At 68.1% G+C, this 20,460-nt stretch carries 26 protein-coding genes; 14 read left to right on the top strand and 12 right to left on the bottom strand.

All coding sequences use genetic code 11. The features are described from left to right. Positions 1 to 41: 41 nt before the first annotated feature. The 5 genes from V6M63_RS18530 to V6M63_RS18510 all read left to right on the top strand — a co-directional run bounded on the left by V6M63_RS18530 (position 42) and on the right by V6M63_RS18510 (position 2,774). On the top strand, positions 42 to 488 hold the full coding sequence (locus V6M63_RS18530; protein WP_442909613.1) for a hydroxymyristoyl-ACP dehydratase: 447 nt from the start codon (positions 42 to 44) through the stop codon (positions 486 to 488). Between the two features lie 16 nt (positions 489 to 504). Beyond that, positions 505 to 1,224: a 3-oxoacyl-ACP reductase FabG gene (gene fabG, locus V6M63_RS18525; RefSeq protein WP_332744220.1), complete on the top strand. Its 720-nt coding sequence runs from the start codon at positions 505 to 507 to the stop codon at positions 1,222 to 1,224. 149 nt (positions 1,225 to 1,373) lie between these two features. After that, positions 1,374 to 1,943 carry a dihydrofolate reductase family protein gene (locus V6M63_RS18520; protein WP_332744219.1) on the top strand — a complete coding sequence of 190 codons (570 nt, stop codon included), beginning with the start codon at positions 1,374 to 1,376 and terminating at the stop codon, positions 1,941 to 1,943. A gap of 64 nt (positions 1,944 to 2,007) precedes the next feature. Beyond that, positions 2,008 to 2,181 carry a hypothetical protein gene (locus V6M63_RS24580; RefSeq protein ID WP_442909612.1) on the top strand — a complete coding sequence of 58 codons (174 nt, stop codon included), beginning with the start codon at positions 2,008 to 2,010 and terminating at the stop codon, positions 2,179 to 2,181. Between the two features lie 11 nt (positions 2,182 to 2,192). Further along, entirely contained in the window at positions 2,193 to 2,774 is a 582-nt protein-coding gene (locus V6M63_RS18510) for a GNAT family N-acetyltransferase (protein WP_332744218.1), read from the top strand. Positions 2,775 to 2,888: 114 nt separating this feature from the next. Here V6M63_RS18510 and V6M63_RS18505 read toward each other — a convergent pair whose 3' ends face one another. The 6 genes from V6M63_RS18505 to V6M63_RS18480 all read right to left on the bottom strand — a co-directional run bounded on the left by V6M63_RS18505 (position 2,889) and on the right by V6M63_RS18480 (position 8,655). Continuing rightward, positions 2,889 to 3,104 carry a hypothetical protein gene (locus V6M63_RS18505; protein ID WP_332744217.1) on the bottom strand — a complete coding sequence of 72 codons (216 nt, stop codon included), beginning with the start codon at positions 3,102 to 3,104 and terminating at the stop codon, positions 2,889 to 2,891. Between the two features lie 40 nt (positions 3,105 to 3,144). Then, positions 3,145 to 3,903 (bottom strand): glycosyltransferase family 2 protein, encoded by a 759-nt coding sequence (locus V6M63_RS18500; protein WP_332744216.1) that lies wholly within the window; start codon positions 3,901 to 3,903, stop codon positions 3,145 to 3,147. Further along, positions 3,900 to 4,673, bottom strand: coding sequence for a lysophospholipid acyltransferase family protein (locus V6M63_RS18495; protein WP_332744215.1), 774 nt, complete (start codon positions 4,671 to 4,673; stop codon positions 3,900 to 3,902). The genes V6M63_RS18500 and V6M63_RS18495 overlap by 4 nt, the downstream gene beginning before the upstream one ends. Next, positions 4,670 to 5,674 (bottom strand): chorismate transformation enzyme, FkbO/Hyg5 family, encoded by a 1,005-nt coding sequence (locus V6M63_RS18490; RefSeq protein ID WP_332744214.1) that lies wholly within the window; start codon positions 5,672 to 5,674, stop codon positions 4,670 to 4,672. Before V6M63_RS18490 ends, V6M63_RS18495 begins: the two co-directional genes overlap by 4 nt. Beyond that, positions 5,671 to 7,008, bottom strand: a complete 1,338-nt coding sequence (locus V6M63_RS18485) for an NAD(P)/FAD-dependent oxidoreductase (protein WP_332744213.1) — start codon at positions 7,006 to 7,008, stop codon at positions 5,671 to 5,673. The genes V6M63_RS18490 and V6M63_RS18485 overlap by 4 nt, the downstream gene beginning before the upstream one ends. Positions 7,009 to 7,119: 111 nt before the next feature. Beyond that, complete coding sequence (locus V6M63_RS18480) at positions 7,120 to 8,655, bottom strand: winged helix-turn-helix domain-containing protein (protein ID WP_332744212.1); 1,536 nt, start codon at positions 8,653 to 8,655, stop codon at positions 7,120 to 7,122. A 141-nt stretch (positions 8,656 to 8,796) separates the two neighbouring features. On the opposite strand from V6M63_RS18480, the gene V6M63_RS18475 reads away from it, so the two are divergent. The 4 genes from V6M63_RS18475 (at position 8,797) to V6M63_RS18460 (ending at position 11,434) form a co-directional block, all read left to right on the top strand. Next, the gene (locus tag V6M63_RS18475; RefSeq protein ID WP_332744210.1) at positions 8,797 to 9,609 is read left to right on the top strand and encodes a class I SAM-dependent methyltransferase; all 813 of its coding nucleotides are present in this window, start codon (positions 8,797 to 8,799) and stop codon (positions 9,607 to 9,609) included. A 19-nt stretch (positions 9,610 to 9,628) separates the two neighbouring features. Continuing rightward, positions 9,629 to 10,144, top strand: coding sequence for an OsmC family protein (locus V6M63_RS18470; protein WP_332744209.1), 516 nt, complete (start codon positions 9,629 to 9,631; stop codon positions 10,142 to 10,144). Between the two features lie 2 nt (positions 10,145 to 10,146). Continuing rightward, positions 10,147 to 10,965 (top strand): class I SAM-dependent methyltransferase, encoded by an 819-nt coding sequence (locus V6M63_RS18465; RefSeq protein ID WP_332744207.1) that lies wholly within the window; start codon positions 10,147 to 10,149, stop codon positions 10,963 to 10,965. A 100-nt stretch (positions 10,966 to 11,065) separates the two neighbouring features. Beyond that, positions 11,066 to 11,434 (top strand): DUF1428 domain-containing protein, encoded by a 369-nt coding sequence (locus V6M63_RS18460; RefSeq protein WP_332744205.1) that lies wholly within the window; start codon positions 11,066 to 11,068, stop codon positions 11,432 to 11,434. 62 nt (positions 11,435 to 11,496) lie between these two features. Here V6M63_RS18460 and V6M63_RS18455 read toward each other — a convergent pair whose 3' ends face one another. Together V6M63_RS18455 and V6M63_RS18450 are read right to left on the bottom strand one after the other, a co-directional pair. After that, positions 11,497 to 11,859, bottom strand: coding sequence for a bleomycin resistance protein (locus tag V6M63_RS18455; RefSeq protein WP_332744203.1), 363 nt, complete (start codon positions 11,857 to 11,859; stop codon positions 11,497 to 11,499). Between the two features lie 103 nt (positions 11,860 to 11,962). Further along, on the bottom strand, positions 11,963 to 12,217 hold the full coding sequence (locus V6M63_RS18450; RefSeq protein WP_332744201.1) for a hypothetical protein: 255 nt from the start codon (positions 12,215 to 12,217) through the stop codon (positions 11,963 to 11,965). A 184-nt stretch (positions 12,218 to 12,401) separates the two neighbouring features. Here V6M63_RS18450 and V6M63_RS18445 point away from each other — a divergent pair, with 184 nt between their 5' ends. Continuing rightward, complete coding sequence (locus V6M63_RS18445; protein ID WP_332744199.1) at positions 12,402 to 12,770, top strand: YciI family protein; 369 nt, start codon at positions 12,402 to 12,404, stop codon at positions 12,768 to 12,770. A gap of 37 nt (positions 12,771 to 12,807) precedes the next feature. On the opposite strand, the gene V6M63_RS18440 is transcribed toward V6M63_RS18445, so the two are convergent. From V6M63_RS18440 to V6M63_RS18430, 3 genes are read right to left on the bottom strand one after another with little or no spacing between them, the layout of a single operon-like run. After that, positions 12,808 to 13,608: a carbon-nitrogen hydrolase family protein gene (locus tag V6M63_RS18440; protein ID WP_332744197.1), complete on the bottom strand. Its 801-nt coding sequence runs from the start codon at positions 13,606 to 13,608 to the stop codon at positions 12,808 to 12,810. Positions 13,609 to 13,613: 5 nt separating this feature from the next. Continuing rightward, a complete protein-coding gene (locus V6M63_RS18435) occupies positions 13,614 to 15,290 on the bottom strand; it encodes a flavin monoamine oxidase family protein (RefSeq protein WP_332744195.1) in 1,677 nt (558 codons plus the stop codon). 14 nt (positions 15,291 to 15,304) lie between these two features. After that, positions 15,305 to 15,949: a LysE/ArgO family amino acid transporter gene (locus V6M63_RS18430; protein WP_332744193.1), complete on the bottom strand. Its 645-nt coding sequence runs from the start codon at positions 15,947 to 15,949 to the stop codon at positions 15,305 to 15,307. 261 nt (positions 15,950 to 16,210) lie between these two features. Here V6M63_RS18430 and V6M63_RS18425 point away from each other — a divergent pair, with 261 nt between their 5' ends. From V6M63_RS18425 to V6M63_RS18410, 4 genes are all read left to right on the top strand, one after another. Further along, positions 16,211 to 16,750, top strand: coding sequence for a hypothetical protein (locus tag V6M63_RS18425; protein ID WP_332744191.1), 540 nt, complete (start codon positions 16,211 to 16,213; stop codon positions 16,748 to 16,750). A 110-nt stretch (positions 16,751 to 16,860) separates the two neighbouring features. Continuing rightward, positions 16,861 to 17,601: a GntR family transcriptional regulator gene (locus tag V6M63_RS18420; RefSeq protein ID WP_332744189.1), complete on the top strand. Its 741-nt coding sequence runs from the start codon at positions 16,861 to 16,863 to the stop codon at positions 17,599 to 17,601. A gap of 10 nt (positions 17,602 to 17,611) precedes the next feature. Beyond that, entirely contained in the window at positions 17,612 to 18,619 is a 1,008-nt protein-coding gene (locus V6M63_RS18415) for a tripartite tricarboxylate transporter substrate binding protein (RefSeq protein WP_332744187.1), read from the top strand. Further along, positions 18,616 to 19,419, top strand: coding sequence for an amidohydrolase family protein (locus V6M63_RS18410; RefSeq protein ID WP_332744185.1), 804 nt, complete (start codon positions 18,616 to 18,618; stop codon positions 19,417 to 19,419). Before V6M63_RS18415 ends, V6M63_RS18410 begins: the two co-directional genes overlap by 4 nt. A gap of 29 nt (positions 19,420 to 19,448) precedes the next feature. Here the strand turns inward: V6M63_RS18410 and V6M63_RS18405 are convergent. After that, positions 19,449 to 20,460, bottom strand: a 1,012-nt coding sequence (locus V6M63_RS18405) for a helix-turn-helix domain-containing protein (RefSeq protein ID WP_332744183.1), incomplete at its 5' end; no start/stop codon positions are given.

Raw genomic sequence — 20,460 nt, 5'->3', positions numbered from 1 at the left:
AAGCAAGCTCGCACCGCAGCCCGCAGGGCGAAGGTCCTCCAGTGAGCCCCCCAGCCCTGGACCACGCCTGGATCGCGGCGCGCATTCCGCACCAGGGCAGCATGTGCCTGCTCGACGCCGTCACCGACTGGTCGGCCGATCACGTCGTCTGCCGCGCGGTGGGCCACACCGACCCGGCGCACCCGCTGCGCGAGGCCGGTCGACTGGGCGCGGCCAACGGCATTGAATACGCGGCGCAGGCCATGGCGGTGCATGGCGCGCTCGTGGCCGGTGCGAACGACGCGCCGCGCCAGGGCTACCTCACCAGCGCGCGCGGCGTCACGCTGCACGCCGAGCGGCTCGACGACCTGCAAGGCCCCTTGAGCGTGCGCGCCGAGCGCGTCTCGGGGGACGCGAACAACGTGCTCTACCGCTTCACGCTCCACCACGGCGAACGCTGCCTGCTCGAAGGGCGCGCGGCCGTGGTGCTCGACGCGGACGCACGCTGAACAAGGACACAGCCCCATGAAAAGAGCCTTGGTCACCGGCGGCAGCGGCGGCATCGGCGCGGCGATCTGCCAGCGCCTGGCCGCCGACGGACATCACGTCATCGTGCACGCGCACCGTGCGCTGGACAAAGCCACCGCCATCGCGCAGTCCATCCGCGACAGCGGCGGCAGCGCCGAGGCCGTCGCCTTCGACGTGACCGACCGCGCCGCCACCGCTGCCGCGCTCCAAGCGCTGCTCGAAGTCGGGGCGGTGCAGATCCTGGTGAACAACGCCGGCATCCACGACGACGCGGTGTTCCCCGGCATGAGCGGCGAGCAGTGGGACCGCGTGCTCGACGTCTCGCTCAACGGCTTCTACAACGTCACACAGCCGCTCACCATGCCCATGATCCGCAAACGCTGGGGCCGCATCATCTCCATCTCGTCGATCGCCGGCGTCATGGGCAACCGGGGCCAGGTGAACTATGCAGCCGCCAAGGGAGCGCTGCACGCAGCGAGCAAGTCGCTCGCGCTCGAACTCGCCAGCCGCGGCATCACCGTCAACGCGGTGGCGCCCGGCATCATCGAGACCGACATGATCGACGGCGCCTTCGACGCCGAGGCCATCAAGCGCCTGGTGCCGATGCAGCGCGCGGGCCGGGCCGACGAGGTCGCCGAGCTGGTGGCGTTTCTGGCCTCCGACAAGGCCGCCTACGTGAGCGGGCAGGTGATTTCGATCAATGGGGGGATGGCCTGAGGCCACATCGCCGGAGTTGAGTGCTGCTGGAGGGCCCTTTCCATGCTGTCCAGCATCCGTCGCCAGCTGGTGGCATGTCGATTTCGCGCTCCCTTGTTCGTCTAGCAGTGACGCCGGGCCGATTTCCCGGCACCACCGGAGCAAGAAAGATGGGCAAAGTCATCGTGGAGCAGATCGTCAGTGCGGACGGCTATGCCGAGGACGCGGATGGCGGCATCGGTTTTTTCGCCAATGCGGACTGGATCAATGGTGTGGATGGCGAGCAACTGCGGCTGTTGTCCAGCGTCTCGGCCATCGTCCTCGGCGCCAAGACCTACCGGATGTTCGCCGACTACTGGCCAACCGCCGATCCTGCGGTCGATCCGGTCGCGACGCCGATCAGGGAGCTCCCCAAGTTCGTCGTTTCCTCATCGCTTGAATCGGCCCCCTGGGGAACGAGCGATGCGGCTGAAATTCTCAGGGGCGACGGCGTGGCCGCGGTCCGCGACCTGCGCCGCCGATTCACCGGCAACCTGATCATCTGGGGCAGCCTGACGCTGAGCGATGCGTTGCTGCGTGCGGGCGAAGTCGACGTGCTGCGCCTGCGTGTGCTGCCGATGCTGCTGGGTCGTGGTCGATCCTTTGCCCCGTCGGACCTGGGTTTGCGCCGGTTGTCGCTGGCCACCGCGCAATCGTTCGCGGGCGGTCTGGTTGTGCTCGAATACAGCCTGGCGCCCTGACCAGCGGACAGCACGCGAGAACCTATCCAGTCTGCTTTCATCCCTCGGACCCTCCACGGACCCCATGCCTGCCCTGCTGATCATCGACATGTCCAGGACACCCGGGTCTCCGTTGGCACCGTTGCCACACGAGCATGTCGTGGAGAAGAATGTCCCCGATGCCTTTGTCAACATGGGGCTTGAACGCTGGCTTCATGCCCGAGGCGGGTCTGCGCTCGTGATCGTTGATCCACTCTGAGGCCACACCGAATGCGGCCCGACCCGTCGCTCAAGGCGGCCACCCAGCTCCAACGACAGGCCGCAGACGACCTGCACGTTGCCCTGCTGAAGCCGTCGGATGCACCGCGGTACCGGGCGCTCATGCTCGAAGCCTACGAGCTCGCAACCGACGCCTTTACGTCCACACCGGAGGAACGCGTCGCCGAGCCGGAGTCCTTCTGGATCAATCGCATCGCAGACCCATCGGGCATGGGTGCAGCCTTTGGCGCCTTTGCCGGTGGAGAACTGGTGGGCACGGTGGCCGTGGAGTTTTCGGCGAAACCCAAGACAAGGCACAAGGCCCTCGTCATCGGCATGTACGTCTCTCCGCAGGCCCGCGGCACTGGCGCGGGCAAAGCCCTGATCGAGGCGTGCATCCAGTACGCCACGGGCAAGGAAGGCATCCTCGTGCTGAACCTCACGGTCACCGAGGGCAACGCGTCGGCCATCGGCCTGTACCGAAGCGCCGGCTTTGTGGCCTTCGGCACCGAGCCCTTGGCCATTGCCACACCGCGTGGTTTCCGGGCCAAGGTGCATATGCAGCGTGTCATCGCCCGTGGCACCGCGGCCTGACCTCCCCCTCAGTCCGGACAAGAGCTACGCTTTTCGGTTCGCTTCCCTGGTGCTCACGTGCAGCTTTTCCGTCCGCCGCACCCCGCGCTCAAGTCAGCGGACAGGTGATATCCATCAACGGAGCGATGGCCTGACCGTGGCCGGGTTCTCGTCGCGCACGCCGCGCAGCTTCGGCTCCACCGTCGGCTCGGTCAGCATGGTGCTGGCCACCGCCATCGGCAGCAGGGCGGTGAAGGTCTCGCTGGTGATGATCTGCACCACCAGCGGCGCCCAGTAGTCGGTGCGGCCCAGGCGCCAGATCGGCCAGGGCACGGTGATGACGATCGCCATCGCGATCAGGAAGATCTCGGTCGTGTTCGTGTCGTCGGGTTCATTTCGTGAGGCGCCGCCACAGCAGCAGCGGCAGGCGCAGCACGAAACCCGCGAACAGGCGCGTGTGCATCCCGCTCAGCAGCAGGTTGTCGCGCACGTAGTTGAAATGCGAGACGCCGCCTTCCTGCAGCGAGAAGTAGCGCACTGGCGCATCGATGTTGATCGGCCGCACGCCGGCCCAGCACAGGCGCACCACGGCTTCGGGGTCGAAGTCGAAGCGGCGCATGAAGCGCGTGCCGTGCATCACCTTCATGAGCGGCGCGATCGGGTAGACGCGAAACCCGTAGAGCGAATCGCCGATGTCGAAGCTCAAGGTTTCCAGGTGGGCCCAGCCGTTGGACAGCTTGCGGCCCATCACGCGCACCCAGGGCGCCTCGGCGCCGAACACCGGCTTGCCCAGCACCATGGCGTCCGGCGCGGCCTGTGAGGCGGCCATGAAATCGGGGATCAGTGTCTCGGGGTGCTGGCCGTCGGAGTCCATGGTGAGTGCGTGCGTGAAGCCGGCCTGCGCCGCCAGCGTGATGCCATGCAGCACGGCCGAGCCCTTGCCCTGGTTCTCGGGCAGCACCAGCACATGCAGGCCGGGGTCGGTGGCGGCCTCGGCGCTCAGCCAGTCGGCCGAGCCATCGGTGCTGCCGTCCACCACCACCCACACCGGTGTCCACTGCGCGCGCGCTGCGCGCACCGTGGCGAGCACCTTGCGGCCCGGGTTGAAGCTGGGGATGAGGACCAGGTGGGTGGTGCTGGGAGGGTTCATGCCATGGAAGGTTGTGCGAGCTCGGCGCGGAAGTAGGCTTCGAGCTCGGTGGTGAAGGCGCGCGCATCGCGCGGTGCCTCGAAGCGCTTGCCCAGGCGGATGCGGCAGGTCAGTGGCAGGCTGGGCTTGCGCCACAGCGGCCAGCCCTTGCCCAGGTAAGGGCTGGAGAACTCGATGATCAGGGTCTGCACCGGCACCGCAGCGCGGGTGGCCATGAGCGCGGTCGATCTCGACAGCGGGTTGAGCGGATTGGCCGGGTAGCCCTGCGTGCGCGTGCCCTCGGGGAAGATCACGACCTGCGCGCCTTGTCGCAGTTCGCGCCGGCAGCTCAGCACGGCGCCCAGCAGGTTGTCGTTGCGCACGTAGCGTGCCATGCGCGCGCCCGCACCGAACAGCGGGTTGTCCATCAGGCTGGCCTTCATGATGCAGACGGCGTTGGGCAGGCGTGAGGTGATCAGCACCGCGTCCAGCAGGGAGGGGTGGTTGGCCGCGATGACCATGGGCCCCTGGTCGCGCAACGCATCGAGGGCGGTGAGGTCGAAGCGGCAGGCACACAGCAGGCGCAGCACGCCGACGTACAGCCGGAAGCCGCGCATGATGGCCTGGCGGCCCAGCCAGCGCCCCAGCGGGCCCGGCAGCAGCGGGTACAGCGCGAGCGCCAGCGGTGACCAGCTCAGGCACACCACCGCGAGCGCACCCAGGCCCACCACCATGGCGACGTGCTCGTACACGCTCCACAGCAACGAGGGCGGGCGTGCCATCGCGTTCATGTCGGTGGCATCGGGTGGATCGCCTGGGATTCGATTTCCACCAGCAGATCGGCCCGGCAGATGTCGGCCTGCACGCACACCACCGACGCGCCGCGCAGCAGGGGCTGCAGCGTGCGCTGCACGGTGTCGGCGTCACCCGCGTGCCGCACATAGACGCGATGACCGAGGCCTTCGAGCGAAAACGGCTGGGCCGAGCGGGCCAGGCGATTGGCCTCCAGGACGATGCATTCCAGGTTGCGCACGGTCTCCAAGCATTGCGCGGCCACGTCGCCCGGGTGCACCGTCTCGTGCCCCACGATGCTGGCCGTGCCCGAGATGAACAGCGCTTCTTGCCCCCGTGGGTAGGCCAGCGCGGCGCGCGAGAAGGTGGGTGCGCGCGGTCCGTATTGCGCCGGGTAACGCCAGGCGCTCACCTGACGCGGGTTCTCCAGCGGCACCAGCGGCGAAATGCCGGCCAGGAAGGCCACCGACAGCGGGCCATCCGCCACGCCGAGGGCGCAGGCCGCCGGCACCTGTCCACCGGTGTCGCGCTGCGCCTGCACGAAGGCATCAAAGCGGCCCTGGTTGAACTGGCGGTAACGCTCCAGCCCGTGCGACTCGCCGTTGATGCGGCCCAGGTAGTTCCACACCCGCCACAGGTGGGGCGTGTCTTGCGCGCGCAGCAGGCCGAACAGGCGCTCGTAGACCAGCCGGCTGGCGGATTGCAGGGGCGTGGTTTCGCTGGCAGCGCAGTCGTTTTCGTGCAGCTCGATCACGCCGTACAGCAGGTCGGCATTGCGCCGCCAGTGGATGCCTTCGCTGTGCCCCTGCTGCACCGGGCCGTCGGCGCGCCAGACTTCGTGCAGCCACGGCGCGCTGGCGTTGAGCAGCGGCGCGCGCAGGTGCTGCTGCGGCCAGGCCACGGTGGGCGCATCCTTGAAATCGCCGATCACCGCGCCCCCCAGTTCTGCGCCGGCGTCCTGCGCACCGGATGCCGACGAGGTGGTGTGGTGCAGCGTCACGGCGAGCGGGCCAGGGCCGCGTCGTCCACCGGCCGGATGTTGGCACGGCGGTTGCGCCAGGCGGCGAAGGCGCGCCGGGGTTGCATGATGTTGGCCGCGAAGTAGAGCGCCTTGAAGGCCAGCAGCGAGCGCGCGATGGGCGCGCCGCCGTACACGTCGCCGGCCAGGGTGGAGAGCAAGGCCTCCTTCACGCGGAAGATGTTGCGCGGGCCCATGAAGAAGTCGCGCATGATGGGGTTGGTCACGCGGTAGATGAACCACGAGAAGGCTTTCGGGCCGTCGCGCATGTGGCGGTCGAAGCGCTTGAGCGCGGCAGCCGCACGCGCGGGCTCGCGCAGGCAGGTGTCGATGGTCTGCGCGCCGAGCTCACCGCCGCTCATGGCCAGCCAGACGCCCGAAGAGAACACCGGGTCGATGAAGGTGAAGGCGTCGCCCAGCATCAGGTAGTTGTTGCCATGGTTGCGCCGGGCGGCGTAGGAAAAATTGCCGGTGGCCTCGACCGGCGCGACGAGGTGGGCCTTCTCCAGGCGCTCGGTGAGCCCCTTGCAAGTGGCGATGTTGTCCATCAGGAACTGCTCCACGCTGCGCCCGTTGCGCGTCTTCATGTTGTATGGCCAGGTCACCATGCCCACGCTGGTGGCGCCGTCGTGCAGCGGGATGAACCAGAACCAGCCGTGGTCGAACCAGAAGATCGTGATGTTGCCCTCGGCCTCGCCTTCGTTGCGGCGCGCGTTGGCAAAGTGGCCATACACCGCCGCGCTGTTGTGGCGCGGGTTGCGTTCCTTGATCTTGAAGCGCGATGCCAGAAACGTGTCGCGCCCCGAGGCGTCCACCAGGAACTTCGCATTCCACTCGGTGGTGCGGCCGTCGTCGTGTTGGGCATGCACGCGCACCGTGTTGTCGGGCAGGAACTCCACCGAACGCGCCGTGCATCCCTCAAACACCTCGACACCCTTGCGCTCGGCGTTGCGGATCAGGATCTCGTCGAACTCCGCGCGCTTGACCTGATACGCGTAGGGCATGGACTTGTCCCAGGCATCGGCGAACTCGAAGGTCTGCGTGTGCTCGTGGTGGGGCGACACGAATTCGGCGCCCGGCTTGTATTGCCCGATGGCGCGCACCGCGTCGGCCACGCCCAGGCGTTCCAGCAAGGGCAGGTTGGCCGGGAGCAAGGATTCGCCGATGTGGAATCGCGGGTGGTGTGCCTTCTCCAGCAGCACCACGCGGTGCCCCTTCTCTGCCAGCATGGGTGAGATGGTGGAGCCGGCTGGCCCCCCGCCGATCACGAGAACGTCGCACTCATGGCGTTCGGATCCCGGTTTGTCGTGGTTCATGTGGGTGCACCCTCAGCGCCTGCTCGTGCAGGCCATGGGGTGTGGAGTGGGCGGTTGAAAATTGTAGCGGGGTAATCCGAAGGTGCTAGCGATGTACCGCTTCTCGGCGGATCACTCCGTCCGATCCCACAGCAGCGCGATCCGTTCGCCAATGCGCCGCCCGTGCGTCAGCGTCACCTCGTTCAGCGAGAGCTGGCTGCGTCGCTGGCGCGCGGCCTTCAGGGCGTTGACCGCATCGGTGGGGGCGCCCAGGCGGTCGAGGGCGGCGGCCTGCAGCAAGTGCGGAAGGTGGAAGCGCGGGTCGACCCGGCACGACCGTCGGGCTTCCACCAGCGCCTCGTCCACGCGGTCGGCGCGCAGCAGGAAGCGCCCGAGCAGCCAGCCCCAGAAGCCCAGGCGGCGGTCACGCGGGCTGATCTTCATGCCGTAGCGCATCCGTTCAACACCGTCGTCGAACTTGCGGTTCATCGCCAGCGCGGCGCCCATGGCCACGTGCGCCTGGGCATTGCTCGGGTTGAGTTCCAGCGCGCGTTGCAGCGTGTCGATGCCGTGCTTGTAGTGACCCAGGTCGCACAGGGCACAACCCGCATAGCCCAGCACCTCGGAGCTGCCGTCGTCCAGCGTGATGGCCGAGTTGGCCGAGGCCAGCACGTCGGCGCGCAGGTCCGGCGTGTCCGGGACCATGCCGATGTTGGACGCCACGATGGTGAGCAGCGCGTAGTGGCCGTGGCTCAGGCCGAAGTTCGGGTCGAGCGCGGTGCTGCGTCGCAGTTCGGCCCGCGCCGTGGCCATGCCGTCGGCGCTCCAGCCTTGGGCGGCGAGCGCGCCGACGGCCTCGTGGTAGTGCGCCCAGGCGTCGAGGTTTTCCGGGCGCTGGCGGCGGATGTGGGCGATCTCGGCCCGGGTGAGTTCGGGCTCCAGCTCGCTGATGATGCCGCGCGCGATGTTCTCCTGCGCATCCACGGCGCCGTCGGCCAGGCTGTCGGCCTGGCTGTCGAACTGCGCGCTCCACAGGATGCGGGCAGAGGCCGCCTCGATCAGTTGCAGCGAGACGCGCAGCGCGTCGGCCTTGGGGCGCACGCTGCCCTGCACCAGAAAACGCACACCCAGCTGGCGCGCCACGTCCTGCAGCGGCGCCTGCTGGCCGCGAAAGACCAGGGACGAGGCGTGCGCGATGAGGATGAAGCCGGGCACACGGGCCAGCAATGCGGTGACGTCTTCGACCAGGCCTTGCGCGAAGAAACCGATGCGGGGGTCGTCCGACAGCACGCTCAGCGGCAGCACCGCGATGGTGGGGCGCTCCAGCTGCTCCGGGGCTGGCAGCGCGTTGGTCGGGCCTGTGCCGGGGACCGGGAGCAGGTCGAGCGTGAAACGGTAGCCGCGGCCGGAGATGGTGGTGATGGCGCCAGCCCCGAGGACCTTGCGCAGCGCCGACACATGCACCGAGAGGTTGTTTTCCTCCACCACCTGGCCCGGCCACACCTGCTCCATCACCTCGCCCTTGGTGAGCACGCGGTCGTGGTGTGTCACCAGGCACAGCAGCAGATCGAACGCACGCGAACCCAGCGCGGCGGGTGCGCCGTCGACCAGCAGCACGCGCTCGGACGGCCGGAGTTCGAAGCGATCGAAGCGGTAGGACTCTTGCACGCGGGCTCCCGTTGAACGGTGGCTTCAGAAAATACAGGAAGTCTTCAGAAAAAGCCAAAGACGCCTGGCGCGTCGCGGGCGGACAGTCGGGTCTCCAGACGCCGACCTTGTTCGACCCCCACCCAACCCGAAGGACAACACATGGACACCCCGACCGATTTCACCGCCCTGAAGAACAAGCAACAGATGGCCTGGGCCAGTGGCGACTATGCCGTGATCGGCACCACGCTGCAGATCGTGGGCGAATCGCTGGCCGAAGCCTGCGACCTGCGCTGGGACGAATCCGTGCTGGACGTGGCCGCCGGCAACGGCAACGCGAGCCTGGCCGCGGCGCGGCGCGGCTGCGACGTGACCTCCACCGACTATGTGGACAGCTTGCTGGAGCGCGGCGCCGAGCGTGCGCGCGCCGAGCACCTGGCCATGACCACCCAGGTGGCCGATGTCGAGGCGCTGCCCTTCGACGACGCCCGTTTCGACGTGGTGCTGTCCACCTTCGGCGTGATGTTCGCGCCCGACCAGCAGCGCGCGGCGCACGAGATGGCGCGTGTGTGCCGCCCGGGCGGGCGCATCGGCCTGGCCAACTGGACGCCCGAGGGCTTCATCGGCCAGCTGTTCAAGACCCTGGGCCGCCACCTGCCGCCGCCGGCGGGCGTCAAGTCGCCGTCTCTCTGGGGCGTGAAGTCGCACTTGGAAACCTTGTTTGGCGACCAGGCCTCGGCCATCGCGACCACACCCAAAGTCTTCAACTTCCGGTACCGTTCGGCTGAGCACTTCGTCGAGGTGTTCCGCACCTGGTACGGGCCGGTGCACAAGGCCTTCGCGGCCTTGCCCCCGGAGACCGCGGCCCTGCTGGAGCGCGATCTCATCGAGCTGCTCAACCGCCTGAACCAGGGGGGCGCGCACTCGCTGGTCGTGCCCAGTGAATACCTCGAGGTGGTCATCACGCGCCGTTGAACCGACCCGGAGACACGCCATGGACGCACAGGAGCACATCCGCAACGCCTTCAGCCGCATGGCGCACGTCTTTGCCAAGAAGCCGGAGGCCGCCCAGGACACCAGCGTGATGCGGGCGCGGGTGGTGGAGGGGCTGCACTGCGAGGCCCAGGAGGGCGACTGGCGCTTCAGCATCGACATGCCGGTGGAAGGTGGTGGCATCGGCGCCGGACCCACGCCCGGCGTGCACGGTCGCGCCGCGCTGGCAAGCTGCCTGGCCATCGGCTACAGCATCTTCCTGGCGCGTGCGGGCATCGGCGTGCGCAGCCTGGAGGTCGAGGTCGCGGCCGACTACGACAACCGGGGCTTGCTCGGCATGGAGGGCGTCTACCCCGCCTACCTCGGGGTGCGCCACACGCTGTACCTGGAGGCGGACGCCACGCCCGAGCAGCTGGAGCCGGTGCTTGCCGAAGCGCGCCGCTGCAGTCCCTACCTGCACGTGTTCGCCGACCCCCAGCCGCTGCAGGGCAGCGTGGTGTACGGCCCCCGGGGCTGAGCATGGACGGACGGCTTCAGCTGCGCGTGCAGCGCTACGGGTGGGACCGCGCCTCGGCCCGCTACGAAGAGCTGTGGCGCGAGGCGCTGGCGCCCGCCACGCAAGGTGTGTTGCGCCTGGCCCGGTTGCGCCCGGGCGAGCGCGTGCTCGACGTGGCGTGTGGCTCGGGCGTGCTCACGCGCGCGGCGCTGGCCGCCGTCGGGCCGCGGGGCGAGGCCGTGGGCTGCGACGTGTCGGCGGGCATGGTGGCGGTGGCACAGGCCGCATCCATCGGCTGCCACTTCCTGCGCACCGATGCGCAAACGGTGGACGCGGTGTTGCCGCCGGCGCATTTCGACGTGGTGCTGTGTGGCCTGGGCCTGATGTACATGCCCGACCCCGAAGCCTGCCTGGCCGCCATGGCGCGCTGCCTGCGACCCGGCGGACGGCTGGTGGTGTCGGTCTGGGGCGAGCGCTCGGCCTGTGGCTGGTCCGGCGTCTTTCCCATCGTCGATGCGCGCGTGCAGTCCGAGGTCTGCCCGATGTTCTTCCGGCTGGGCGGAGGCGACACGCTGCGCGCCGCGCTGGCCGGGGCCGGTCTGCAGCAGGTGCACACCGAGCGCATCGTCACCACCATTGATTACCCCGACGCCACCACCGCGTGCGACGCGGCCTTTGTGGGTGGGCCGGTGGCGCTGGCCTACAGCCGCTTCGACGCGCCGACCCGGGCGGCCGTGCGCGCCGAGTACCTCGCCTCCCTGCAGCGCTGGGCCAGCGGGGACGGTTTTGCGCTGCCGGGTGAGTTCGTGCTCGGTGGCGGTGTGCAGGCGGCCGCGCCCTGAGCGCTCGGACCATGTCGACTTGGCTACCTGTCGTTCGTCGATGGGATACGAGGCGCCCACAGGGGGCGCGTCGACCAGTCAACCCAACAGGAGTGAAGACATGTCATACATCGACGGTTTCGTGATCGCGGTCCCCACCGCGAACAGGCAGAAGTTCATCGAGCACGCGCGCAAGCTCGACCCGATATTTCTCGAGCTGGGCGCCATCCGGGTGATCGAGGGTTGGGGCGACGACGTCCCCGACGGCAAAGTCACCGACTTCCGTCGCGCGGTACAGGCCACGGCCGAAGAGACGGTGGCCTTTTCGTGGATCGAATGGCCCGACAAGGCCACGCGTGACGCCGGCATGAAGAAAATGATGGAAGACCCTCGCATGGATCCGTCCACGCCCGGCAACCCGCCCATGCCCTTCGACGGCAAACGCATGATCTTCGGCGGCTTCGAACAGGTGGTCGAAGTGAAGGCTTGAGCAGCGGGGGGCGCTCCTGGCGAGTCTCAAATTTGATACTCAACGTTCTCGACCACCCAGCCCTACCGCGCCGACGACTCTTGCCCGAACTTGATGAGATTGCCGTCCGGGTCAATGACATAGAGTTCGTCCATGCCCCAGGCTGTGCGGACGACCGCCTGCAGCGAGGGCAGCCTTGGACTGAGCTCCCGATGCACCGCTGCAATGTCCTCCACGCGGATGTAGCACGACGTGTTCTCCGCGATGTGCTTGTCATTGCAGGCCCAGAAGTGCAACTCCGTCTCGCCGCGCACCGCTATGCCATACGAAAATCCCTCAAAGTGCTGCGTCCGGAAGCCAAGCACATTCCCGTAGAAATCAAGAGTACGTGGCATATCAAGTGAAGCGAGTACGGGGATCGCCTTGCCCAAGCCTGCTAGGTTCATCGGGAACTCCGGTTTCTTTGAGTATTCGGTTGTGAGTGGCCGTCTGAACGCTTGCATTCGGTATGTCGCCTTCGGGCCCTGAGCAGACTGAGGCCGTAGAACCTTACCTCGACTGGTCTTTGAGTACTCGCACCGCCAGGTAGGCCACGCAGGCGCCGAGGGCCGCCCAAAATAGGTGGTACGCAACATGGCCGGCAGGCTCACCAATTGCGGTCTTCAATACTTGCGCCAGACCGTTGCGGAGCAACGAGTTGGTAGGCGACGGCGATGCCAATGTGACGGCCGCCCATGCGCTGGCCAGACTCACACCGGCTCCCACAACGAAAAAGAACCAAGCTGCAATCTTCGCTTCGCGCACGTTGCTCCTCCTCGAATGCCCGCTTCTGGCCGATGCCCGCCATCGTAGCCGGGTCTTGAGCGCCACGAAGGGCGCGCAGTGCAACATATCAACTGGGCGTCGCAACACAAACTTTTCCGAATCCTGTCGATTGCCACCCGCCAGCTTCGTCGTGAAGACTCCAACCATCAAATAGGACGTCCCCATGAAGTACCTGGGCCTTGCGTATTACAACCCCGACAAATTCGCCGCGATGGCGCCAGACGACGTGCAAGCGCTGGTGAGTCAGTGCCCGCCGATGGACGAGAAGATGCGCGCCACGGGAAAGGTGCTGGTGTCCGCGTCACTCTCCGAGCCCAAGGACTGGATGACGCTGCGCCCGCGCGGCGGCAAGCCACAGATCAGCGACGGACCCTACACCGAGTCCAAGGAAATGGTGGGTGGTCTGTTCATCATCGAGGCTGACAGCCGTGACGAGGCCGTGCGCCTCGCGGCCATGCACCCCGCCGCCTCGTTGGGTGAAGCGGGAGGATGGGGCATCGAGTTGATTCCCATGGACTTCTATTTGGGCTGATGCCGATCCGGGGCTGCCATTGCCAGGTCGCTGAGGTTCAGCCGCGCCCCTGCGGGTACAGGTCAGGGCGGCGGTCTGGCCATTGGGCGGCGCCCCGGGCGCGCTGCAACTCTGCCGGGTCGAGCGTGACCAGCAGCAGTTCCGCCTCACGCCCCGCCGTCGGGTGCGCTCCCGCCGAGGGGCCGCACACGGTGCTGAGGCCGCCGTAGGTGGTGCCGGTTTCCTGCCCGCATGCGTTCGCATAGGCGACATACACCCGGTTCTCCAGCGCACGCGCCGGCAGCAGCACGCGCTGCACGTCGTCGAAGTTGATCATGTTGGCCGTGGGCACCAGGAGGGCGTCTGCACCCTGCAGCGCGAGCCCGCGCGCGGGCTCGGGGAACTCGATGTCGTAGCAGATCAGCAGGCCCAGGCGCCAGCCGTTCCACTCGAAGACCGCGGGCGCCTGCGGGCCGGGGCTGAACTGGGCGCGGTCGATGTCGCCGAAGAGGTGGGTCTTGCGGTAGTTGGCCACGCGCTGGCCCTGGGCGCTGATGAACTGCGCGGCGTTGAATGGCCGGCCCTCCGGGTTGTGTTCGGGGTAGCCGTAGACGATGGCGATGCCGTGGCGCCGGGCGATGGCACTGACGGCCTGAGCCAGCGCGCCGTCCGCCGGTTCGGCGAGCGCGGCCACCGCTTGCGCGCCGATCTGGTAACCGGTGAGCGACATCTCGGGGCACACCAGCAGCGCGGCACCTTGGGCGCGCGCCTGCGCGGCGGTGGCGTCGAGCCGGGCAAGGGCTGCGGCCGTGTTGGCCGCGTAGGGGCACTGCCAGAGCGCGAGGGTGAGGGTGTCCACGTGGTTCAGTCGGGCAAGGCCACCGGCCCGAGCTCGGCGAACACGTCGCCGGGCCCGGGGTTGTCTGCGTGCGTGTGGCCGCCGAGGTGTTTCACGATGCCCCACACCGCATTCAAGGAAGTCTGCACCGCGCCCTCGACCCATGCGGGCGTGAACGACACGTCGTCGCCGGCGATGAAGATGCCGCGCTCGGCGATCGCGAAGCCGTCCTGCATGAAGTGGCTGTACATGCGGTGGTTGTATCGGTAGTGACCGGGCAGCGCGCCCTTGAAGGCGCCCAGGAAATGCGGGTCGGCTTCCCACGACACGCTGATCGGGTCGCCGATGATGTGGCTGGCGATGTCCACGTCGGGGTAGATCTTCTTCAGCGCCGAGAGCGCGAGCTGCACGCGTTTTTCGGTGCCGTGCGGCAGCATCTTGAGCGCGTCGCCCATCCAGGCGTAGCTCAGGCAGATCACGCCGGGTTGGTCGGGTCCGTTGTCGAACAGGTAGGTGCCGCGCGTGAGCCGGTCGGTCAACGTCATGCCCATGGTCGGCCAGCCGTTCGCCTTGAGGTCGTTCCAGAACGGGCGGTCCACCATCACGAAGGTCTTGGACGACTGCATGTAGCGCGTGCGGTCCAGCGCCATCCAGTGCTTCTGCGAAAACAGCGACTCTTCCACCGCAATCTGCGTGGTCAGCAGCCAGCTCTGGCAGGTGGTGAGCACGGCCGGGTAGGTTTGCGTGTTGCCCCAGGTGTCGGTGACGGCGAGTTCGTTGCTCGCTGCGCGGGTGATGGCGGTGACGCCGGCGCGCGGTGCGCCATGGTGCAGGCTGGCCAGCGTGGTGCCGGCGGGCCAGTGGCGCATCTCGTGCGCGGCGGGTGCGTGTTGCCACAGGCCCAGCGGCACCTGCTGCACACCGCCCACGACGAGGTGCTGGTTCTCGTCGCAGCCGGTGAGCACCACGCGCAATATTTCGAGCATGGAATTGGGAAAGTCCGAGTCCCAGCCACCGGTGCCGAAGCCGACCTGGCCGAACACCTCGCGGTGCTGGAACGAGAGCTTCGCGAACGCCTTCGAGGTGGCCACGAAGTCGTAGAAGGTGCGGTCGTCCCAGAGCGGCACGAGGCGGTCCCACAGCGCCTTGAGGCGCGCGGTGTCGCGCTCGCGCAGCGCCTGCTGCAGGCCGGTGAAGCCCGCGCCTTCTTCGAGCGCCTGCGCCCAGGCTTCGGCCACTTCGCTGAACAGGGGCGGCAGATCGGCAAGTTCGCGCGCCCAGTGCGTCTGGCCTTCGAGGTCGACCACGGTGCAGCCGGCAGCGGTGGTCAACGGGTTGGGAAACGGCCGGGTCTTCAGGCCCAGGCGGCTCACGTAGTGGAAAAACGCCGTGCCCGACGCGGGGAAGCGCATGCCGCCGAGCTCGGCCACCACGCCTTGAGCGCCCTCGAAGGCCTGCGAACGCAGCCGCCCACCCATGCGCGAGGCCTCGTACAGCACGGGCTTCAAGCCCAGCTTCATGAGCTCGTAGGCCGCCACCATGCCGGCCATGCCGGCGCCGACGATGGCCACTTCCTGCCCCAGGCGCTCAGCGGGAATCTCACCCAGGCCTTGCGGGTGGGTGATCCAGTCGTCGAAGGCAAAAGGAAAGTCGGGGCCGAAAACGGTGACGGGCGCATCGGCGCCGCGCAGGGGCAGGGACATGGACACCTCCGGGTTCAGGCCAGGCTGTTCAACAGCCAGAGCGCCGTGCCCCACATCATGAGCGCAACCAGGCCGTCCAGCGCACGCCACACGTGCAGGGAGTTGAGCCGACGCCCGAGCCAGAAGGCCGCCACGCCCAGCGCCAGGAACCACACCACCGAGCCGGCGGCCGCCCCCAGGCCGAACACGGTGCTGCCCTGCCCATAGGCCAGCGACGCCGTGCCGATCAGCACCGCGGTGTCGAGCCAGGCGTGCGGGTTCAGCCACGAGAAGGCCAGTGCCGAGAGCACGGCCTGGCGGCGCGAGACCGGCTCGGCGACCAGGGTGGCGTGGTGGTCACCGTCCTGGGTGTCGAGCGTCAAGGTGCGCGGGTGCAGGAAGCGCTGGAACGCCTGCCAGCCGTAGACCGAGAGAAACAGCACGCCGGCACCGACCAGGGCGCCCATCAGCTTGTCCGACAGGCCGCCGAGCTGCGCCAGGCCCAGCACGCCGAGCGAGATCAGGGCGACGTCGGCCACCGCGCACACGATCACGGTGAGCCACAGGTGCTGGCGCTGCAAGCCCATGCGCAGCACGTGCGCGTTCTGCGGGCCGATGGCCATGATCAACGAGATGCTCAGCACCATGCCGGCGGTGAAGGTGGGGAAGGCGAGGGTCATGGCGAAGGGCTCCGGAAACCGAGGATGCCCGCCCAGGCAGGGCAGGTGGATGGCGTGGAGTGTGCCTCTCCGGGGTCATTAATTAAACACAATCAATCAAAACTATGTTTGATCAATAAGTTGTTGAGTGATGGGGCGAGCAAGCGGCTTATCGGGGGGCTGCCTGACGAGTTGCACATGCACTGCGTCTGGGTCGGGCCGCGACTGATCTGCAATGATTCGGTGGCGGTTTCGCAGAGACCATTTTTGAAGGAGACATGGATGCATACCTTGATCAATCGTCCTCTGGCAATCAGCGTCTTCGCGATGGGCTTGCTGGGAGCCTGCGCGTCGGCACCGCCCGTGAACAGCCTGGCCACTGTGGCGGTTCAGGCCACCGTCACACCGGGTGACCTTCTGGCCACCCATTCGCAGGCGATCCGGATGCGGACTGCGCTCCAGGCCGCGGGCATCAGCGCCGAGGTGATCTCGGCTGGACGGGTGGTGCGGGTGGCATGCGCCACGATGAGCGACGGCACATGGGGTGGCCTTGGTGTGCTGCCCGAAGGCGCTCGCGCGGCGAACGACAGCGTGTGGCGCATCCGGGTGCTGGATGTGGGCGACAACGATCGTGAGGCGGTGAACCCACTCACCGATCCCTTGCCCGCGCTGAGCTGGTCCGGCAAGGCGGCCTACACGTTCGTGCCGAACTGGCGTGAGCTGGGGCGCTTCTCCAACCTCGATCCGGTGCCGCTACCCCGCGATCAGGCGGGCGGGTATCACATTGTCTTCAGCCGCTACCTTGTGCGCTGCTCTGGATAGAGCGGTCACACCAACGCTTGTCGACGAATTGCGGTGATGAACACCGCTGTCTTGCGAGGCCTGGGTTTTCCCTATATCTTCTAGTCCTATAGAGGACTACATTTGTGGGCATGAACCAGCCCTCACCCAACGTGCTCATGATCGAACCTGGCCTGAGCCGCTACGCCTCCCTGGCGCAGGCGCTGCGGGCCCGTGTGGTGGCCGGGGAATGGCCGCCGGGCTCTGCCCTGCCTGCCGAGAGCCAGCTGGCCGGCGAACACGGGGTGGCCCTGGGCACCATGCGCCGCGCACTCGAGCTGTTGGTGGAACAAGGCTTCATCGATCGCATCCACGGCAAGGGCACTTTCGTGCGGCAAGGGCTCTCGGGCGCCACCATGCTGCGCTTCTTTCGATTCGACAGCGGCACGGGCGAGGTACCGGGGTCGCGCATCCTGCAGCGCAGCCGGGTGAGCGCGCCGGTCGTGGTGTCGCGGGCGTTGGGCATCGGCGCAGGAGAACCGGTTCTGCGTCTGCACCGCCTGCGCCTCATGAGCGGCCAACCGCGTCTGTTCGAAGAACTCTGGCTGCCGCTGGACCTGTTTGCGCCGTTGGCCGAGGACGATCTTTCCACCTGGGACGACCTGCTCTACCCCATGTTCGCGCGCCGGGTGCGGGTCCACGTGCACCGCGCGGTGGACGACATCGGCTTTGGCCAACTCAGCGCCACGCAAGCCCGCCACCTGGGCCTGCCCGCCGGACATCCGTGCGCAGAGGTGCGGCGTTCGGCCTTCGATCTCACCGGGCGCTGCGTCGAGGTGCGCATCACACGCGGCGACGCCCATGCCTTTCACTACTCCGTCGCCATCACCTGAAGGAACCCACATGACCGCCTTGAATGTCCCCACCCAGGGCTGGACGCCCTCCCGTCGCCGCCTCATCACGGCAGCCGGGGCCAGCCTGGCTGTGCCCTGGATCGGCGCCCGCGCGCAGGGCAGGATCGCCGGCGGCAAGCCGATCACGCTGATCGTTTCCTACCCGCCCGGCGGTGGCGCCGACCTCATGGCCCGCACCATCGCGCCCAGACTCGAAGCAGCGCTGGGCCAGACGGTGGTGGTGGAGAACAAGGCCGGTGCCAGTGGCCAGCTGGCGGCGGGCCTCGTGGCACGTGGTGCGGCCGATGGCAGCGTCCTGCTGCTGGACGCATCCTCCTTTGCCGTGAACCCCTCGCTGTTCCCCAAGCTGCCCTACGACAGCGCCACGGCGTTCACACCGCTGGCGGTGCTGGCCACCTTCCCCAACGTGTTGGTGTGCACACCCAGCTTCGAAGCGAAGAGCGTGAAAGACGTCATCCGTCTGGCGAAAACGAAGCCACTGGACTACGCCTCCTCCGGCAATGGCTCGGCCCAGCACCTGGCCGGCGCCCTGTTCGAACAACGGGCCGGCGTGAGCCTCACCCACGTGGCCTACCGCGGGGGCGGCCCGGCCATGAACGACGTGATGGGCGGCCAGGTGCCGCTGTTCTTCGCCAACGTGGCCTCGTCGCTGGCCAACATCCAGGCGGGTCGTTTGCGCCCGCTGGCCGTGACCAGCCTGTTGCGCGCCCGCTCCCTGCCCGACGTGCCCACCATGGCCGAGGCCGGCGTCAGCGGCTACGAGGTGCTGGAGTGGAACCCGATCCTCGCGCCGGCAGGCCTGGCCGCCGATGTGAAAGCCACGCTCGTGGCCGCCATCCGCAAGGCACTCGAAGACCCCGAGGTGCTCGGTCGTATCCGCCAGCTGGGCGGCGATGTCTTCGCCGACGCCAGCCAGCAGAGCGCGGGCAAGTTCATCGCGGCGCAGCAGGTGCAATGGGCCAAGGTGATCAAGGAACGCAAGATCACCACCGGATGAATCCGAACCCCGCTTCCATCCCGACCGGCTGGGACTGCCATGTGCATGTGTTCGACCCCACGCACCCGGCAGAGGCCGGCCACTACCGGCCGGTGCTCCGCGACCTGCCCGAGATCGAGCGCACCGCCGCGGCGCTGGGTGTGGGGCATCTCGTGCTGGTGCAGCCCAGCGTCTACGGCACCGACAACGGCCTGATCCTGCGAGCACTGGCCCGCGAGCCGGGTCGCCACCGGGGCATCGTGGTGCTGGGCACCGACATCTCCGATGCCGAACTCGACACCATGCACCGGCTGGGCGTGCGCGGCGTGCGCTTCAACCTCGTGTCCCCGGTGGGCAACGGTCCAGAGGCCTTTCGCGTTCTGGCGCCACGGCTCAAAGCCCGTGGCTGGCATGTTCAGTGGTACGCAAAGGCCGATCAGCTGGCCGCCATCGCCGACCTGCACGAAGGCAGCGGCCTGACCGCCGTGCTCGACCACCTGGCCGACATGCACCCGGGCATCGGCGCGGCTGATCCCGCGTGGACCGCCCTGCAGCGCCTGGCAGCCCAAGGGGCCTGGGTCAAGCTCTCGGGCTGGTACCGGCTGCAGTCCATGGCGCCGTACGAATCCCTGCACGAGCCCATTCGACGGGTGGCACAGCTCACGGGGGAACACCTGGTCTGGGGTTCCGACTGGCCCCACACCGCCTTTGACCACGACGCCCTGCCTCCCTACGAGAGCGTGTGGCAGCCGGTGGTGCGGACGCTGGGGGCGTCACGTGCCGCCGCCGTGCGCACGGCAGGTGCCTTGCTCTACGCCTGAACACCGGTCAGACCGAGGTCCTGCGCGGCTCAAGCCTGCAGTCGCGTCTGTGACGGCGTCTCGCCGAACAGCGCCTTGTAGTCCTGCGAGAAGTGGCCCATGTGCCAGAAGCCCCAGCGCGCCGCGGTGTCGGCGATGGTGGCTGCCGGGGCCTGCTCGCGCAGGGCGCGGCGCACCGCGTTGAGCCGCACGGTGCGCAGGTAGGTTGCCGGGCTGGTGCCCAGCGCTTCCTGGAAGCCGTTCTGCAGGGTGCGCCGCGTCACGTGCAGGCGCGTGCACAGCTCGGCCACGCTCAGCGGCTGCTCCGGGTGCTCGAACACCAGCTCGCGCACCCTGCGCACCAGCTCCTGGCGGCGCAGCTGGCGTGGGCTCACGGCCTCGCTCAGCGTCTGCGGCATCACCACGTCGCAGAGCACGGTCAACAGGGCCTCGCGCAGCGTGCGCCGGCTGGCTTCGTGGTGCAGCGCCTCGGGCTGTTCGTGCAGGCAGCGCAGCACCTCGCGCACCATGCCGGCGAACCGGTAGCGCTGCAACGCCGTCAGGGCCTGCACGCGCGGCACACCGGCCCAGTGCTCGGGCCAGGGCTGCTGGTGCAGGGCTTGCACATGGCGCGCGAGCTGTTCCTTGTCGAGCACCATGCCGTACAGGCCGTGGCCGGCCGGCACCTGCAGGTCGAAGGGCTCTTCGCCACCCGCCAGCATGAGCTGCAACCCGTGCGACGGGCGGCCCATGAAGCGCAGCCCACCGTCGGCCTCGGGCACGGCCAGGCCCACCCAGACGCCACCACGCCAGGGCCGGCAGCGCTGGTTGGTGGCGCAACTGGCCACCTCCTCGAACACTTGCAGGTCGTGGTCGAGCAGCTCGCGCACCTCGCCGCGGAACGCACCCGGTGACGTCTGCTCGTATTGCTGCTCCCACGCGTCCAGATTGCGGGCGTGGATGTCCACATCCTGCGTGCGTTTGACGCGGAAGCAGGCGGCGGCGGTGTCGGACTGCACCAACATGGCGTGCTCCTTCGGACGTGGTTCCAGCCGGGACTGA

It is taken from the genome of Hydrogenophaga sp. (assembly GCF_036675665.1).
Classification (GTDB): Bacteria; Pseudomonadota; Gammaproteobacteria; order Burkholderiales; family Burkholderiaceae_C; genus Hydrogenophaga.
The sequence above is the reverse complement of the archived record's forward strand: the minus strand, read 5'-3'. Positions and strand labels throughout refer to the sequence as shown.

Bases quoted from the DNA above. Each gene is read 5' to 3' on its own strand.
- V6M63_RS18415 (WP_332744187.1), top strand. From the start codon at position 17,612: ATGACCGCCTTGAATGTCCCCACCCAGGGCTGGACGCCCTCCCGTCGC.
- V6M63_RS18520 (WP_332744219.1), top strand. From the start codon at position 1,374: ATGGGCAAAGTCATCGTGGAGCAGATCGTCAGTGCGGACGGCTATGCC.
- V6M63_RS18505 (WP_332744217.1), bottom strand. From the start codon at position 3,104: ATGGCGATCGTCATCACCGTGCCCTGGCCGATCTGGCGCCTGGGCCGC.
- V6M63_RS18410 (WP_332744185.1), top strand. From the start codon at position 18,616: ATGAATCCGAACCCCGCTTCCATCCCGACCGGCTGGGACTGCCATGTG.
- fabG (WP_332744220.1), top strand. From the start codon at position 505: ATGAAAAGAGCCTTGGTCACCGGCGGCAGCGGCGGCATCGGCGCGGCG.
- V6M63_RS18470 (WP_332744209.1), top strand. From the start codon at position 9,629: ATGGACGCACAGGAGCACATCCGCAACGCCTTCAGCCGCATGGCGCAC.
- V6M63_RS18500 (WP_332744216.1), bottom strand. From the start codon at position 3,903: ATGAACCCTCCCAGCACCACCCACCTGGTCCTCATCCCCAGCTTCAAC.
- V6M63_RS18445 (WP_332744199.1), top strand. From the start codon at position 12,402: ATGAAGTACCTGGGCCTTGCGTATTACAACCCCGACAAATTCGCCGCG.
- V6M63_RS18485 (WP_332744213.1), bottom strand. From the start codon at position 7,008: ATGAACCACGACAAACCGGGATCCGAACGCCATGAGTGCGACGTTCTC.
- V6M63_RS18510 (WP_332744218.1), top strand. From the start codon at position 2,193: ATGCGGCCCGACCCGTCGCTCAAGGCGGCCACCCAGCTCCAACGACAG.
- V6M63_RS18425 (WP_332744191.1), top strand. From the start codon at position 16,211: ATGCATACCTTGATCAATCGTCCTCTGGCAATCAGCGTCTTCGCGATG.
- V6M63_RS18460 (WP_332744205.1), top strand. From the start codon at position 11,066: ATGTCATACATCGACGGTTTCGTGATCGCGGTCCCCACCGCGAACAGG.
- V6M63_RS18420 (WP_332744189.1), top strand. From the start codon at position 16,861: ATGAACCAGCCCTCACCCAACGTGCTCATGATCGAACCTGGCCTGAGC.
- V6M63_RS24580 (WP_442909612.1), top strand. From the start codon at position 2,008: ATGCCTGCCCTGCTGATCATCGACATGTCCAGGACACCCGGGTCTCCG.
- V6M63_RS18435 (WP_332744195.1), bottom strand. From the start codon at position 15,290: ATGTCCCTGCCCCTGCGCGGCGCCGATGCGCCCGTCACCGTTTTCGGC.
- V6M63_RS18465 (WP_332744207.1), top strand. From the start codon at position 10,147: ATGGACGGACGGCTTCAGCTGCGCGTGCAGCGCTACGGGTGGGACCGC.
- V6M63_RS18455 (WP_332744203.1), bottom strand. From the start codon at position 11,859: ATGAACCTAGCAGGCTTGGGCAAGGCGATCCCCGTACTCGCTTCACTT.
- V6M63_RS18430 (WP_332744193.1), bottom strand. From the start codon at position 15,949: ATGACCCTCGCCTTCCCCACCTTCACCGCCGGCATGGTGCTGAGCATC.
- V6M63_RS18475 (WP_332744210.1), top strand. From the start codon at position 8,797: ATGGACACCCCGACCGATTTCACCGCCCTGAAGAACAAGCAACAGATG.
- V6M63_RS18495 (WP_332744215.1), bottom strand. From the start codon at position 4,673: ATGAACGCGATGGCACGCCCGCCCTCGTTGCTGTGGAGCGTGTACGAG.